The following is a 16,640-nucleotide window of genomic DNA, read 5'->3' as shown; positions in this document are numbered from 1 at the left end:
GAAATGGATACACCCATTCAGAAATTTGTAACGATGCATTTATCTAAAAGGGTGCTGCATCTTTATTCCAGATTCAGTTTAAGTGCCTTTCGGTGCGGATAACGTAAGAAGCCTTAGCTATGAAAGAAATATTAAAAAATTTAGTTGAATCTACAACGCTTCCTGAAGATAGTTATCTTGAGCAAGATGAAGAAATTCTAGAAATTTTTGTTGAAGAAATTGAAGAAATCTTCGAAGAATTAGATCCGTTGCTTGAATTGTGGTTGGCTAATTCAGCAGATAATGAAGTGCTAAAGACAATTCGTCGCCATTTCCACACCTTAAAAGGTTCGGGGAGAATGGTGGGGGCGCGCTCTGCTGGTGAAGTTGCATGGGCGGTTGAAGATCTTTTAAATCGCGTTTTAGCAGGTGCAATTGAACCAACAACGCAAATAGAGCAATTTGTTGCGACTGTTTATAAAATTTATAAATTTAAGCTTTACCCATTATTTAAAAATGTACAAGCAACTCAAATAGATTTAAGACCATTTGTATTAATGGGACAATATTTGCAACAACAGCAAAGTCTTGAGCCAGCGCTAGAAGAACTATTGTTATTAGCGAAAACTCTAGATTCCGAAGATACTGTAACAGGGCTTGAGTTTACAGCTGATGTTGCTGTGGCTAGTGCTTTAGAAATTGAGAATTTTGAAATCGTTGAGCCAGTTTCTCAAGCAACTTTGGTTGAAAATAACCTTGTTTCAGAAACAATAGAGGCTATGGACTTTGATATTAAACCACAAGTTCAAGTTGACGAAGCTCTAGAAAGTACAGACACATTCAGTTTGGAAAATGAAGAAAAAGAATTACTTGAAGAAACAGTTGAAATTTTTATTGAAGAAGCTGGAGAGCATTTAGGCGTTATCAATAGTTTCTTAACGAATGAACATGCGACTGAAAAAGATTACAACAATTTAATTCGTGCAATACATACATTACGCGGCAGTTCAACCATGGTGAATTTAAACCATGTGTTTGATGCCAGTACGAAAGTAGAACACCTTATAAAGTCTTTACTAGAAGATGGTTTAGACGTTACAGACCAAGAAATATCGGCACTTATTCAATATTCAGACTTTATTCAAAACTATCTAGATCAACTTAAAAAGTCAGCACCTTGTAATGAATTACAATCGCTATTTGACAGTTTTATAGAAAGCTGGAGTCAGTATGAATTTGAGGAAAAGCGTGCTGAAGAAAGTGAAAATACACAAGGTATTGTCACTAAGTTAATGGATTTGAATATTGATCGTTTACTTGATGCAGAATTTGAATTCGATCAATTGGCAAGTGATGAGCAATATTTACGTGAATTAAGTGCTCAAGCACAAATTTTGGTAGATGGAACACAAGTTAAAGCGGCTGAAAGTATTCATCATTTAACCAAAGAATTGAAAGCTGCTTATGATGTACTTCTAGAAAAGCCACAACTATTAAATTCAGATTATGCGTATGATGTATTTAATACGATTCATCAAAAATTAATTTATTTATTCGATAGTTTGGCATCAAGTCAACGTGTTGTTCTAACAGCAGATGATTTGTATGCATTACAAAATTTATCGGCATTTGTTCAGCAAGATATTCAGCCAATCATTGTTGAAGAGCAAAAATCTACTGAGTTTGAGTTTAGTGAAAATTCGATTGGTTTAGTTGATTCAACTACGGAAGTTTTATCACCTGAGAAGCCATTAGTAGATATTGACGAAACACATATACTTAATTTTGAAGCCGCAAATACACTTGCAGATTTAGATACAACAGTTGTTGAAACGTCTAAAGAGCAAAGTACAGAGCAAGGTTCAGTTTTAAATTTAGCTCAATTATCACAGCGTATTGCATCCGATCGATTGGCTGTTGATTCTGATCTAACAAATCGTGATTTTGATTTAGATCTGCTCGATATTTTCCTTGAGGAAGCAGATGAGCTTTTAGGATCTATTGATGAAGAAGTCGATTCTTGGACTAAAGATCATGAGAATAAAACATCTTTAACGAATTTAATGCGCTATTTGCATACCTTGAAAGGTGGTGCAAATATGATTTCTGCAAAGAATATTGGTTTAATTACCCATAATTTAGAAAGTATTTATGAACGATTAATCAATAAACAATTTGAAGCATCAGCCGCATTAATTAGTGTTATTCGTTTAGTTCAGGATGATGTTTCCGACCGTATTCAAGCGATTCGTGAAGAAGCAATTGATTATCCAGCAACAGAAACAGTCGATATTCTTCAAAATATTGTGGCGATTACACAAGGTCAAGAGATTGTTCATGCAGAAGTTGTTGAAACGCATGTTCCTACAAATCTTGAAGTAGAATCTGTTCAAGATCATGTTGAAACGGCATTTGCAGAAGCTGATACGAGTCAGGTCGATAGCCATACATTAACATTCAAATCTGACGATACACTTTCGTTTGATATGAATGAAGCTTTCGAGCCTATTGCTGAAACTCAAAATGAAAGTTTGAATGTAGAGTTTGAAAATTCGGAACAAACGAAAGTAAATACAGAAGAGCAAAGTTTACATGAAATTGCTGAGGAGTCTTTCCTTGAAGAAGCAGAAGAGCTCTTAGAAACTACGGAAAGCTTGATTCATCAATGGATTGAAAACCGAAGTAGTCGTAGCGTTTTACTTCAATTACAACGTGCAGCACATAGCTTAAAAGGCGGTGCACGTATGATTGATTTAGAGCCTGTGGCTGCAATTACTTATCAACTTGAAAATACATTTGAGCAATTTGCCTTCCATCAATTCAACTCAAATGCATACGACAGCTTATTATTTACAACGGTAACTTGGTTAAAACAGGCAATTTTCCATCGAGATTACACAAATTTTGATGGCTTAAATGCAAGTTTAACCGCAATTGAATATGTAAATGTCTCTGCACAATTACCTGAAAGTGTTGCTCAATTAGATATTGTAGATAGCACTGCAAACTTTGAGTTTATTCAAGGTGATGGTACAGAGCCTCCTGCAATGCTAGGTGAGTGGGATGATCTTAATCAAGTAGATAACAGCAATGAAATGATTCGTATCTCGGCTGACTTAGTTGAGAAGATGATTGATTTATCTGGTGAAAACTCGATTAACCGTTCACGTATTGAAATGGAATTGGGGCAATTCAACGGTACTTTGTATGAGATGGAGCAAGCGATTCAGCGTTTAGCTGATCAGTTACGTCGAATGGAAGGTGAGCTTGAATCACAAATTCTTGCCAAGCATGGTAGTGAGAACTCTCGCTATGAAGATTTCGACCCATTGGAGATGGATCAATATTCATCTTTAAACCAATTGTCGAAATCTCTTGCCGAATCTACTTCCGATTTGGTCGATTTTAAAAACACCTTGTCAGATAAAATCCGTGGTGCAGAAGGTTTGTTATTACAACAATCTCGCATCCAATCTGAAATTCAAGAAAGTTTGATGCGTACACGGTTGGTACCATTTTCACGGTTATTACCACGTTTACAACGTCTTGTACGTCAAACAGCATCTTCATTAAACCGTCCAACAGAGCTTGTGGTTCACAATACTGAAGGTGAATTAGACCGTACGACACTAGAGCGCTTAGTTACACCATTCGAGCATATGCTTCGTAATGCTATTGACCATGGTATTGAAAGTCCAGAAGTGCGATTGGCTGCTAAAAAGCCTGAAATAGGTTTAGTGGAGTTAAACATTAGCCGTCAGGGAACTGATGTGGTTGTGACGTTTAGCGATGATGGTAAAGGTATTGATGATCAAATCATTAAAGAAAAAGCTTTAAAACTTGGTTTGATTACTCCAGAACAAGAGTTAGATAAACAAGAAATTTTACAGTTTATTTTCCATCCAGGTTTCAGTACAGCCAAAGAAGTGACACAAATTTCAGGGCGTGGGGTTGGTCTAGACATTGTACAAAGTGGTATTAAAGCACTTGGTGGTCATGTCACAGTAGACTCAACTTTAGGTAAAGGAACGTCATTCAGTATTCGTGTACCCACTACGGTAGCAGTAAGTGATGCCCTCATGGTGAAAGCGGGTGATCAACAATTTGCATTACCACTGGCACAAATTGAACGTATTGTTCGAATTGCACCAGCAGCGCTTGAAACCTACTTCAATAGTAAAGATGATTACTTCAAAATTGACAATGAAAGCTATAAGTTACGTTATATTTCAGAGTTTATTAGTAATCAGCCTGTACCACGTTTAAATAATGTTGGTCATTCACTTCCTGTTATTTTAATTAAAGGTAGTGCAGGGCAAACGGTTGGATTGTTAGTAGATCAACTTATTGGTTCTCGCAACCAAATTGTAGTGAAACCAATTGGTCAGCAGTTCTCTAAAGTGGGTGCCATTGCAGGTGCAACCATTATGGGTGATGGTCATGTTTGTCTAATTTTAGATAGTCAAAGCATTGCGCGTCAGGTACAAGCAACTAAGCGTCAACATGTAAGTACGAAACAGCGTGACATTCAGCGTAATGATGAACGTCGTTTAATTATGATTGTCGATGACTCCGTAACTGTACGTAAAGTAACAACACGTCTATTAGAGCGTCAAGGTTACGATGTTGTAACAGCAAAAGATGGTGTAGATGCTGTTGAGCAGCTTGAAAATGTGAAACCAGATTTAATGTTGCTTGATATCGAAATGCCTCGTATGGATGGTTTTGAAGTGACTACGCATGTACGACATCATGATCTGCATCAAGCCTTGCCTATTATTATGATTACATCACGTACAGGTGAAAAACACCGTGAGCGTGCATATAGTTTAGGTGTATCAAACTATATGGGTAAACCATTCCAAGAAGCAGAACTACTTGAGAACATTGAAACTTTATTGGCAGCAAAGCAGGGGTGATTGAATGAGTCAGAATTTAGAAAACTCATCACTGATTGATCAAATTAGTCAGCAAGAGCTACATCATTTAATTACTGTTTCAACAGGTTTTATTGATGCTTATATTGTTCAGTGTCACAATAAATCTCCAATGTTGATTCCACAAAACATTGTTCTTTCAGCACTCGATAGTCCAACGAAAGTAAAGACTGTAGATTGGCATGAGCTTAACTTACCTGTATTTTCTGTTTGTAATCCAGATACGGTTTTAGGTGTTGCTCTGATTATTGAAGGTGATGATGTTGATCAGCGCTTTGCCTTGATGTGTAATGAAATGCCAAAAACAGTTCGCTTACGTATTTCTGAAGTTGTTGATGATGAACAGCATGAGAATTTAGATGCTACGATTTTCCAATATGTGAAAAAGGGAGATGAAATTTACCATATTCCCAATATGGCAAATATTCAAAATGCATTGGGTATTAAGTAACTTTTTGCTAAATCTCAAATATAACAAGTTTGATGCAATTCAAAAAAAAAGGAACTCTAGAGAGTTCCTTTTTTATTTTAGACTTTTAATTTATCTTATCTGCAATAAATCATGAAGCCAGTAAGTTTTCTAAAATTTGTTCGTAAATCTCAGCAAGAGGCTCTAAATCGTCAACATTAACATGTTCGTTAATCTGATGAATAGTTGCATTCAAAACGCCTAATTCGAGCACTTGTGCGCCTGTAGGTGCAATAAAGCGACCATCAGAAGTACCACCGCTTGTAGAAAGCTCAGTTTCTACACCAGTTACATTTAAAATAGCAGTTTTGGCAGCATTCACGAGTTCACCAACAGGCGTCAAGAATGGTAAACCTGAAAGTGTCCAAGAAATATCATAGTCAACATTATTACGGTCTAAAATTTCTAAAGTGCGTGCTTGTAATTCTTCAGCAGTAACTTCAGTTGAATAGCGCCAGTTAATCAACATGTTCATTGTGCCGGGTACAACATTAGTTGCGCCCGTACCAGCATTAATATTCGAAATTTGGAATGTTGTTGCAGGGAAATATTCATTACCATTATCCCAAACTGTTTCGCACAACTCTGAAATAGCTTTAGATGCAGTGTGAATTGGGTTAATCGCAAGGTGAGGGTAAGCAACGTGACCTTGTTTTCCTTTTACTGTTACATTGGCATTTAAAGAACCACGACGACCATTTTTAACAATATCGCCAAGCTTATTTGTGCTTGAAGGCTCGCCCACTAAGCACCATGTCATTTTTTCATTACGTGCTTCTAAGGTTTCAATAACTTTAACAGTTCCGTTAATTGAAGGACCTTCCTCATCAGAAGTAATTAAAAATGCAATTGAACCTTTGTGATTAGGATGTTTTTTGACAAAGCGCTCAGATGCTACGACCATTGCAGCAAGTGCAGTTTTCATATCTGCACTACCACGACCATATAATTTTCCATCGCGGATTTCAGGTGCAAAAGGATCTGAATTCCATGCATCTAAGCTACCCGTAGGAACAACATCGGTATGACCAGCAAAACAAAATACAGGTGATTCAGTGCCTTTACGTGCCCAAAGGTTATCTACATCATCAAAACGCATGTTTTCAATATTGAAACCAATTTTTTCTAAGCGTTTTGCCATAATGTCTTGGCAAGTATGATCAATGGGAGTTACCGAAGGTTGGCGTAATAATTGTAAGCTAAGATCAAGAGTTTCAGACTGAGTCATACCATAAAAACACATCAAAAAAGTCACCCTATAATAGGCGAAAGTTGAGCATAAAGGGAGTTTTAAAAAATAAAAAACCCTATCAAAGATAGGGCTCTATAACTAAAAATAAGGAATTATTTTCTACTAATACTTTCTGAAGTCTTTTCAGCCGTATTAGTAACAGCACCACCGACTTTAGAAACATCTTCACCAACACCTTTTACGGTATTACAACCAGTTAATACAAAAGCAAGTGCAATTGATGCAACAATAATTTTTTTCATAATGAGTTCCATACGTTCAGGTTAAATTTTTATTACCTTTTTAGATTAAAAAATAAACTGAAAAGTATTGTTGATTTTTTATGGTGCTTACGTAAGTAATTGTAGCTTGTTTTTTAGTCGCCTAACGGTTTAGTAAATTTGAATTTCTATACATGTAATAATTCTGCAATTCGGGTTGATAATATAAGCCATCCGTCCACCATATTGCAGTTTGACTACTTGGATTGATATGTGGACAAATCCATTCTTGGCGGCTTAAGCGATAATATTCTTGAAGCGGATTTTTAATGGCTGTCCCCCAAGTGCCAAGACGTCTATTTTTATTAATCCAGCTAGGTTGTTTAATGTTTATTGGTTGATCGGGTAAAAATAATTGACCTTTCATCACAGCAAATTTATGTGAAATTTTATGATTTAAAGCATGACTAAATTGAAATTGCTTTTGAGTAAAGTGATTGAGTTTACGTGCAAAAGTATCACTTCTGTTTAAGCCATACCAAAAAGGTAGGGATAAATCTTTTTCTGCTAGATAATATTTAAGAGCAACTTCCCAATGTTCAATTCGATTTTCTTTATTGTTAAAAATTAAAAAGTCGAGTTCACCAATGGTTCTTGGACCATCAATAATTTGAATGCTGTGATCTAAAAGTGTGTAATGGTGATATTTGGCATCAAGTAACCAAAACCAAAAAAGCATTTCAAAGCGTAAACCTAAACGTGTACTTTTGAGTTTTGCTAGAAATCTATCAAGTTCTGTACTGTCTAAATCAAGTTCATGTAAACGATTTTCATAGTTTTTATAGTGACAATGCCAATGTTCATCTGAATGTAAGTCAAAGGAATGATGAATGGTTAAGTCGGAAGGGATGTTAGACAAAATATTTGGACTTGCAAGTGCAAATGCAAGATGACGGACAGCTGGAGTTTTATATTTTAGCCAAGGTTCTAGCATTAATGCTGTTGGAGCGTGAGGCATGTTAAATCCAAGCTAAAAAGTGAAGAAATGCAACAGATAATCATTTAAAACAACTTATACTACAAAAATGATTAACGTAGGAAAAATCTATGAAAATGTTGTTTTGGCGAAGTTTGGTTATCATCTTCGTAATACTTGGCTTCATTGGGGCGTTATTGCCAGGTATGCCAACAACGGTTTTTCTTATTTTAGCAGCATGGGCGGCATCTAAGGGGTGGCCACAAATGGATGCATGGTTATTGAATCATCCTAAATACGGTTCTACATTAAAAGCATGGCGTGCAAATGGAACTGTGCCAAGAAAAGCAAAATGGTTTGCAAGTATTATGATGCTTGCAAGCGGTATTCTGATGTTATTTACCAGTGCACCGCTTGCTGTTAAAGTTTTCACAGACGTTACTATGTTGATAGTTGCAATTTGGTTATGGTTAAGACCAGAACCAGAGCTTGAGGGAGATCACAGAGAAAAATGAAATATACTCTAGAACAAGCAGATATTTTAATCGATTTAGAAGAGCAGATTTTATATTTACCGAAACATAAAAAGCTTTATGTCATTTCTAGCGGTCTAAATGGTATTGGTGAAAAAGAGAATTCAGGAAAAACACCAAGAGGATGGCATGAAATTGCTATAAAAGTAGGTGAAAATTCACCAGAAAATACAGTATTTATTGCACGTCAAGAAACAGGCGAAATTTATAATCAAGATTTAGCGGAAGCATTTCCTGAAAAAGATTGGATTTTATCTCGCATACTTTGGTTAAGTGGGTTAGAGGAAGGATTTAATTTAGGTGAAGGGTGTGACACATTTCAGCGTTATATCTATATACATGGAACGCCAGATACAGAACCAATGGGCATTCCAAAGTCTCATGGCTGTATTCGAATGAGAAATGTAGATGTGATTGAGCTATTTAATTTGATTTCAGAAAAAGCATTAGTCTATATTTCTGAAAAAAAATTGCTCAATATTTAAAAAGCACCTAAAAATATCCTATTTTTTGTATTTAAGTTAAAAGAAGATGTGAGTGAAAAGGATAGAAACAAGTATTTTTTTCTAAAAAAATCATGAAATTTGCTTGTTTTTGAATCGAATAACCTATTTTTTAATCACTCAAGCTGAAAATGTGGAAAACAGTTACAAAAGCGTTTGACAGACTGTCAGGATTCTCTATAATGCACCTCATCAAGCGATGAAGTCGATTTGAAAGGGCGCTTAGCTCAGTTGGTAGAGCGTCTGCCTTACAAGCAGAATGTCGGCGGTTCGATCCCGTCAGCGCCCACCAAGCTTCTTTCAAAGTTAAGATACTTATAGTGCAGCGGTAGTTCAGTTGGTTAGAATATCGGCCTGTCACGCCGAGGGTCGCGGGTTCGAGTCCCGTCCGCTGCGCCATTTTAAGTTCTTAATACATTGTTTGTGCTTTAATAGAGATATTGTGTAAGTGCAGCGGTAGTTCAGTTGGTTAGAATATCGGCCTGTCACGCCGAGGGTCGCGGGTTCGAGTCCCGTCCGCTGCGCCATTTACGTAATAGACCTTTTAAAGGGCGCTTAGCTCAGTTGGTAGAGCGTCTGCCTTACAAGCAGAATGTCGGCGGTTCGATCCCGTCAGCGCCCACCAGATTTTTTGATGCAGCGGTAGTTCAGTTGGTTAGAATATCGGCCTGTCACGCCGAGGGTCGCGGGTTCGAGTCCCGTCCGCTGCGCCATTTTAAAATCTAAATGTTTGACCCTTTAAGGGCGCTTAGCTCAGTTGGTAGAGCGTCTGCCTTACAAGCAGAATGTCGGCGGTTCGATCCCGTCAGCGCCCACCATATCTTATTTATAAGATAAATACTTAGTAATAAGTATAGCGATGCAGCGGTAGTTCAGTTGGTTAGAATATCGGCCTGTCACGCCGAGGGTCGCGGGTTCGAGTCCCGTCCGCTGCGCCATTTTTCATTCCCTGATGTGAAAAATGTGATCAAAATGCCAAGACTACGTAATTCGTTTGTCTTGCATCGTAAAAATAATATATTATTTTTACTCCTCAGGGCGCTTAGCTCAGTTGGTAGAGCGTCTGCCTTACAAGCAGAATGTCGGCGGTTCGATCCCGTCAGCGCCCACCATATATTTAAATATAATTAGAAATATATTATTAAATTTTATAGTCATATCTTTTTTGTACAATTCATATTTTTATCAAGTAAATTACCAAATTTAATTCGAACCTATCGTTTATTACGTTTATTACGTTTATTACGTTTATTACGTTTATTACGTTTATTACGTTTATTACGTTTATTACGTTTATTACGTTTATTACGTTTATTCATTATTCCCATTTTTTAGATACAATAATCCTAAAAGATTATGCTATTGGTTTATATGGGAATCATAGCTTAATAAGAATTTTATAAATTTATCAGATAGATATCATTGAAGAATAGAATTGTTCTAGAGTTATAAGAGAGCATGGTAATTGTGTTATTTACTAAATTATATATCTAAATGTTATGTTGATAAAAGTATTAAAAAACCGAGTCCTTGAACTCGGTTTTTTAGTGAACTATTGTGCTTAACTCATGGATTAATAAACATCTCGTTTATAACGTCCATCTTGGCGTAATTGGTCAAGAGTATTTTCACCTAAAATTTCATTTAATGTACGATCTACATCGGAAGCCATACCTTCCATGCTGCCACACACATAAATCACTGCACCGTCATTAATCCATTTTTTAAGCTCATCTGCATGTTCCGATAATTTGTGATGAACATAGATTTTTTCAGCTTGGTCTCTAGAGAAGGCTAAATCTAAATGTTGTAGCATTCCCATGTTTTTCCAAGCCTCTATCGTTTCTTGGAAGAAGTAATCATGTTGAATTTGACGTTCACCAAAAATGAGCCAGTTTTGTGAATAATCTTGACGAACTCTAGCATGAAGTAGGCTCATTAAACCTGCAATGCCTGTACCGTTACCAATACAGATAATTGGTCTATTATCATCGATAAGATGGAATGACTCATTGGTACGAATACGTAAACTAATCGTGGTATTCAATTTTGAGTGTTCCGTTAACCAGCCTGAACCTAAACCAAGTTGCCCAAGAGTATTCGATTGTTGACGTACAACAAGCCTTAAAACTTGTTGAGATGGAATACTTGCAATTGAATATTCACGAGTAGCTAAATCAGTTAATTGCTCTAGTAGGTGATCTAAATTTGCAAAAGGTTCAATTTCACATGTTAGATCTTTGTAGAGGAGTGCTGTTTCAATACGGATACCAGAAGAGTCTACTTTTGAGCTTTCAGCAATGTGATGCTTTTGCATGAATTGTTGAATTCTTTCGGCACTATTTCCAGGTTGAATTTCAGCAATATCACCCGCTTGCCAAATTGCATCATGAGAAGGGGTTAGTTCAAGACTAAATGCAGGTGCACCTAAACTATTTGTATTTAATAGGGTGCGATTTTTGAGTGTCCATTGATCGAATGTTTTATCAATTGAAACATGTTGTAAATCTAGTTTAGTTGAGTGAGCAAGTGCTTCATTCCATTGCTTAATATGATCTTTATTTGCATTATCTACTTCGATAACATCAAAAAGTGAATGCGCATTATTGTTTTTAAGCCATGTGTTAATCGCATGACCAAAACTACAATAAGTTTCTGCATATTCTTTTGAACCTAAAGCAAGCACCGCAAAGCTTAAATGACTTAAATTTGCAGAAGAGCTCATTACTTTTTTCTCAAAGCTAGAGGCTAAATCGGGTGCATCACCTGTGCCATAGGTGCTTGCAACGAATAAAGCTTGTTCTACATTTTGTAAATCTTCTAGGCTCACTTGTTGTGCAGATTTAACTGTTACAGGCTGGTGTGCTTCTTGTAGGCTAGTTGCAGTACTCCATGCAAGTTGTTCTGAAACACCTGTTTGAGATGCATAAACAATAAGCCATGGCTTTGCATTTGGATCTATGATGAAACTTGATTGAGTGTTACGTGCAGCAAGGGTGAGTTTCTTTTGCTTGCGACGTTTAAGGTAGAGCATCCAACCTGTGACAAAGAATAAAGGCATTAATAATGCAGAAATCATTGCAAAGAATTGATAGATAGGGCCAAAGAAACTACCACGATGCACAGGAAGCATGCTACTCATGATTTTTTCATTTAACTTTTTATCTTCATAAAGTTCAATATCTTTAAGTTGAGATGTTTTGTAGTCAAAAGTTGCTTTATTGCGAGCACGTTCGTGTTGTGCAACAGCATCGACAAAACTTAACTCCATTTCACCATTTGGTTTTTTAGGAATGGTTAAGGTAAGAGTAGAGTAATCACGTCCAATTTGGCTATTAAAACCTGTCCAAGCTTGTGTTAAAGCTATACTAATTTGTTCAGGTTGTAGTGTTTTTACTTCTTTCTTTTCTCTCGATTCAGGATTTTCACCACGTGTTGCTTGATTTTCTGCATTAGCACCTTGCGGGCGTGGTTGATTCATCTGCATTTGAGCTTGAGGGCGTTCTACACCAAGTACTTTAAACATGCCATTACGCCACCAATCATACGACCAATAGAGTCCAGTACATGCAAGTAAAAGATAGAAAATGACAACCCAAGTCCCTACAACTGCGTGTAAGTCCCAAATGAAGTTGCGACCTTTAAGTTTAGGCTTAATAGCAAACCATTGTTTAATCGAGTGTTTTTTTGGCCAGCGTAAATATAATCCACTTAATACAAAGAAAATTAAGATAAGTGTACATGCACCCGTAATTTGTTTACCTATAGGGCCAACAGTTAAATTACGGTGTAATTGCTGAATAAATTGAAAGAATTTTTGTCCTTTGATTTCAGGTAGTACTTCAGCTGTATAGGGGTTAATCATGACATTTACGCCACGACGTGCACCTTCTTTTGCAATGTTAACCGTTGATGATGCTTCAGGATCTTTAGAAATGGTAATGCTATTAATTTTTGTTGTCGGGTTTTCTTGGCTAAATTGTTGAAAAATTTGAGCAGGTGTTAGTTTTTCTGTGTTTTGTACTTGAACAACATAACTGTCTTGATTAATTGCTTTTAGAATTTGTTGTTCATATGAATAAATGGCACCTGTAACCCCCATAAGAGAAAGGATAAGACCAGCACTAATTCCTAGGAACCAATGTATTTGAAAAAATGTTTTCTTAAACATGAGACGTTGTAGTGATAGGAAGAATTATTCTCAATTATATATCAAGATTTTGAAGTAATAGTGAATTATTTAAATAATAATTATTCTCAATATGTGATTAATAAAAATAAACCTCCTATAAAGGAGGTTAATTTTTATTTTAGCAATTAAATGCTTTTAGCTTCACCCACTGTTTCTTTTAAGTGTTTGCGAATTGTATTAAAAGAAAAGTTTTTAGAGTCTAAGCGTTTTGGAAGAATGTATGCACCTTGTTGATCTTTAACCTTGAAGTTAACTAAAAGGAAATCAGGTGTGTTGTACCATTCATAAATGTCTGTCCAAGAAACGCTACCAACGCCTTCTTGAAGCCCCATTTTCTGACGCATTACGATACCATGAGGTTGAACACCTAAACGGATACCTGCAATTTCTTGAACAGGGAACTCATTCATTTTGCGTTTAACATACCATTCTAGACCAAAGCGACGTACTAGGTAGTATGTAACAACACTGATAAGAGCAACCCAACAGAAAATAGTTGAATAGTTTTTTAGTAGAACAATGCCTAGAATCGAAAGTAAGGCAACAACCCCCATGATAGCCCAAGCTTTCATGCCAATTTTATTGGTACTACGCCAAATTGTAAGTTGAGCATTACGTTGCTCAGCTTCAGAGATTTCGTAGTTTACAGGCTGTAATGTATAAGCGTATAAATTTTTCGCGGTCATAGTGAAATTAACAAATTTAGAACTGTAAAAAGTGTAGCATTAATTGAGACATTTCAGGAGTATATTGTTGCATATTCATCCTATTTATAAAGATGCTAATTCTGTGGAATGTTCATCTCTATCATGACTCAAACTTTGCTTTAAGCGACTAAGTTGATTCAATATACTCATCATCAAAGATAATTGCTGTAAAATAATGAGAGATTTTTGATCTTCATCTGTATTTAGCGTTAAGCGTTGACGAATTTTTTGTAGCATGTTTTGAGCACTTAAATCGGGTACTTCATCTCGAAGTAATGCACCATTAATATCATTGAGTGCTTTATCTAGCAATGCCAAAATCTCTTGATCTTGAATTTTTTCTCTATGTGCACCTAAAGCTGCAATGTAACTTAAGAAAGTATGGTTTAAGCATAGAAATTCAAAGGCGAGAATTTTCTGATCTGGATCAAAATCTGGTTCTGTAGCCAAGGTAGATATAAGTGATGCAACATCCGCATCTGTGTTGTGAGCAGCGCGACGAACAATACGATAAGTTAAACCGTTATTTCGACCTGTTTTATATTGCTCAATAATTTCAGATAAATAGTTGCTTTGAGCATTGAGTGAACGTGAAATATTGCGCGGTAAACGTCGGAATTTCCAGTCTGGAAAAATAAAAGTGACACCAAGCCATGCGAGTGCGCAGCCAATAAGTGTATCAAGCATTCTAGGAAAGGCAGCTGCAAAACCTAATCCATCTAAATTAAAGTTAATAAGGGCTAAAATGGTAATAAATGCAGTTGCTTGAGCATACTGTTTACTACGTAATTCAAAAAATAAAACACCACTAATAATAAGTAGAAGTAATTGTCCTTCTACAGATGGAATAAAGTACAAAATGGCATAACCAATAATAATACCGATAAGTGTACCTACAATTCTTAGGCGTAAGCGACGTTTGGTTGCGTTGAAGTTGGGTTGAATGACAAATAATGCAGTTAAAAGCACCCAGTATCCATATTGAATATCTGTAATTTGTACAAAAATATACGAAACTAAAAGTACGACAGACATACGAATAGCATGACGGAATAAAACTGATTCAGGAGTAAGGTTTTGTTTTATACGAACAACAATATCATCCCAACCTTTTAAATCATCATCTTTAAGTTGATTTTCAATGTGTTTAGATTTTTCGAGCGAAATAGTTCGTTCTGTTTCTAAGTTTTTAAGCTGGGCATCAATCGATTTTAGGTTTTGATATAAAGAATAAAGTGAATTTACCCAAATTTGATCAAAAGCATCATCTGTTTTTAACTTTTCAAGAGAGTGTTTTAGGTTTTGAAAAGCGTGCTTAAAACGCTGGTTATGATTGTAAACTTCACGTTTCAAAATACTTTGACTTAAATCCTTACAGGCTTTTCCTTGTAAAGATAAGATACGTTGAAAACGAAAAAGTACATCGCTGTGTTCGAATATTTTAGCTAGTTTTTGATAGTCGATATGTGCTGAGTCTGCACGTTCATGAATATCTTGAGCAACAAAATAGTATTGTAAGCTACGACGGGTATCTTTTTGCCCACGATCGCCCTTTAAACGTGTGAGTAAAGCAGTCTTCATTTGGTTGAAAATTCCGACTAATGTTCCATTTTCTAATGAAAGATCAATCATACTTTGTTGATAACTCTTTGGTGTCATATCGACATCAAAAAGGTTTGATTTAGCAAATAAAAAGTCACCTAATGATGAATAACATAAAGAAAGTTTATCTTGTACTTCTCGAACAGGAAAAAGTAAAAAGCTGATAGTTGAAATGAGTCCATACCATGCGGCACCAATTACCAATAAAGAGGGTTGCATATACCAACTTTCAAATATATGAACGCCTAACATAGAATAGACAGAAACAATTAAACAACCATAGGCAATGGTGGCGTATCTACGACCTAAAGAGCCTAATAATATTAAGCAAATGCAGGATATAATTAATCCACAAGCAAATAAAAATGGATGAGGGAACAGTAATTGAATAGATGTGGCGGTAATGAAAAAACCTAAGTAGGTATAAAGTTGGTTTTGAATACGCGCAGAAAATCTGTCATCAATATCGCTGATACCTGCCGCTACAACACCTAAGGTTAAGGGAATAGTTGCAAGTTGGTTTCCCATAAAATAGGGTAAAAAAGCCGTACCTGAGAATGCAATGATCATTCTAATGCTATACATAAACGTCGTGTTGTAAGTTGTTTGTTTTAGACGTATAAGCCAAGATTTCAAAGCAGATCCTTGAATAATATATGGTGAATATTTTAAGTTTTAAGTTTGTTTTGGGGTGAACCGAAACGATGACTAAGATAATACTATGTACATATTAAATTTGTCTTTAAGTAAAGTTATAGATTTTAAAATGGTATTACATAGATTTTCGGAAAAATTTTCATTTCTTTATGTTGTTTCATATAACTTTCATGTAATTTTTAAATATTAAATTCTAATTTTAGGTTAGAAAGTTATCGGAAATTTATTTTATTTTTAAATGTGTATTAAATATCAACTAAATAGCTTAGTATTTAAAAAATAAATATAATACATAAGTGTATAGTTAAGATTTTTTCTGGATTTTCATTGTTTTAAATTTTGTTAAAAAACAATGGTTTGTTATTTTTAATAAAAAATATTAATATTTTTTTATAAGTAATTCAGTAAAACTGATTTTAATATTGGTAAGAACTTGTTACATTAAATCCATAATTCGAGAAGTGTTTTATTCATGGATTGAATTAATAACTAAATTACACAAGTTGTAATAATTATATTTTAAGCTTCTGTATACGGATGTTTCATCTATAAAGCTTTTGAGTTTTTGGTTATTGGGAATATATAAATAACCTTGAAAGAAAAAGTCACGGACGCAATTTTAAATTTTGGAGA

Annotated in this window: 10 protein-coding genes and 8 tRNA genes; 12 read left to right on the top strand and 6 right to left on the bottom strand. The window is 35.5% G+C overall.

All coding sequences use genetic code 11. The features are described 5' to 3' along the window. Positions 1-119: 119 nt before the first annotated feature. Complete coding sequence (locus tag AC5YDH_RS01365; RefSeq protein WP_496116473.1) at positions 120-4,898, top strand: hybrid sensor histidine kinase/response regulator; 4,779 nt, start codon at positions 120-122, stop codon at positions 4,896-4,898. 4 nt (positions 4,899-4,902) lie between these two features. After that, the gene (locus tag AC5YDH_RS01360; protein WP_496116472.1) at positions 4,903-5,367 is read left to right on the top strand and encodes a hypothetical protein; all 465 of its coding nucleotides are present in this window, start codon (positions 4,903-4,905) and stop codon (positions 5,365-5,367) included. 109 nt (positions 5,368-5,476) lie between these two features. Here AC5YDH_RS01360 and dapE read toward each other — a convergent pair whose 3' ends face one another. The 3 genes from dapE to AC5YDH_RS01345 all read right to left on the bottom strand — a co-directional run bounded on the left by dapE (position 5,477) and on the right by AC5YDH_RS01345 (position 7,855). Continuing rightward, positions 5,477-6,613, bottom strand: a complete 1,137-nt coding sequence (gene dapE, locus AC5YDH_RS01355) for a succinyl-diaminopimelate desuccinylase (RefSeq protein WP_496116597.1) — start codon at positions 6,611-6,613, stop codon at positions 5,477-5,479. 116 nt (positions 6,614-6,729) lie between these two features. After that, the gene (locus AC5YDH_RS01350) at positions 6,730-6,879 is read right to left on the bottom strand and encodes an entericidin A/B family lipoprotein (RefSeq protein ID WP_496116471.1); all 150 of its coding nucleotides are present in this window, start codon (positions 6,877-6,879) and stop codon (positions 6,730-6,732) included. Positions 6,880-7,000: 121 nt separating this feature from the next. Further along, positions 7,001-7,855, bottom strand: coding sequence for a DUF1853 family protein (locus AC5YDH_RS01345; RefSeq protein WP_496116470.1), 855 nt, complete (start codon positions 7,853-7,855; stop codon positions 7,001-7,003). Between the two features lie 89 nt (positions 7,856-7,944). Here AC5YDH_RS01345 and AC5YDH_RS01340 point away from each other — a divergent pair, with 89 nt between their 5' ends. The 10 genes from AC5YDH_RS01340 (at position 7,945) to AC5YDH_RS01295 (ending at position 9,961) form a co-directional block, all read left to right on the top strand. Beyond that, complete coding sequence (locus AC5YDH_RS01340; RefSeq protein ID WP_496116469.1) at positions 7,945-8,328, top strand: YbaN family protein; 384 nt, start codon at positions 7,945-7,947, stop codon at positions 8,326-8,328. Next, positions 8,325-8,831, top strand: a complete 507-nt coding sequence (gene elsL / locus AC5YDH_RS01335; RefSeq protein ID WP_496116468.1) for a cell wall-recycling L,D-carboxypeptidase ElsL — start codon at positions 8,325-8,327, stop codon at positions 8,829-8,831. Before AC5YDH_RS01340 ends, elsL begins: the two co-directional genes overlap by 4 nt. 234 nt (positions 8,832-9,065) lie before the next feature. Next, positions 9,066-9,141: transfer RNA gene (locus AC5YDH_RS01330), tRNA-Val, on the top strand. A 30-nt stretch (positions 9,142-9,171) separates the two neighbouring features. Next, a tRNA-Asp gene (locus AC5YDH_RS01325) sits at positions 9,172-9,248 on the top strand. 51 nt (positions 9,249-9,299) lie between these two features. Next, positions 9,300-9,376: transfer RNA gene (locus AC5YDH_RS01320), tRNA-Asp, on the top strand. Between the two features lie 22 nt (positions 9,377-9,398). Continuing rightward, positions 9,399-9,474, top strand: a tRNA-Val gene (locus AC5YDH_RS01315). Between the two features lie 11 nt (positions 9,475-9,485). Beyond that, positions 9,486-9,562: transfer RNA gene (locus AC5YDH_RS01310), tRNA-Asp, on the top strand. Between the two features lie 29 nt (positions 9,563-9,591). Then, positions 9,592-9,667 (top strand) — tRNA-Val (locus tag AC5YDH_RS01305). Positions 9,668-9,710: 43 nt separating this feature from the next. Then, positions 9,711-9,787 (top strand) — tRNA-Asp (locus tag AC5YDH_RS01300). A 98-nt stretch (positions 9,788-9,885) separates the two neighbouring features. Beyond that, positions 9,886-9,961 (top strand) — tRNA-Val (locus AC5YDH_RS01295). Positions 9,962-10,422: 461 nt separating this feature from the next. Here the strand turns inward: AC5YDH_RS01295 and AC5YDH_RS01290 are convergent. The 3 genes from AC5YDH_RS01290 to yccS form a co-directional block, all read right to left on the bottom strand. Next, positions 10,423-13,020, bottom strand: a complete 2,598-nt coding sequence (locus AC5YDH_RS01290) for a PepSY domain-containing protein (protein WP_496116466.1) — start codon at positions 13,018-13,020, stop codon at positions 10,423-10,425. Between the two features lie 146 nt (positions 13,021-13,166). After that, positions 13,167-13,727 carry a hypothetical protein gene (locus AC5YDH_RS01285; protein WP_496116465.1) on the bottom strand — a complete coding sequence of 187 codons (561 nt, stop codon included), beginning with the start codon at positions 13,725-13,727 and terminating at the stop codon, positions 13,167-13,169. Positions 13,728-13,811: 84 nt separating this feature from the next. Then, positions 13,812-15,986 (bottom strand): YccS family putative transporter, encoded by a 2,175-nt coding sequence (gene yccS, locus AC5YDH_RS01280; RefSeq protein ID WP_496116464.1) that lies wholly within the window; start codon positions 15,984-15,986, stop codon positions 13,812-13,814. Positions 15,987-16,640 lie beyond the last annotated feature (654 nt).

It is taken from the genome of Acinetobacter sp. FY683 (genome assembly GCF_059515885.1).
This window is presented reverse-complemented; position numbering and strand designations above follow the sequence as displayed.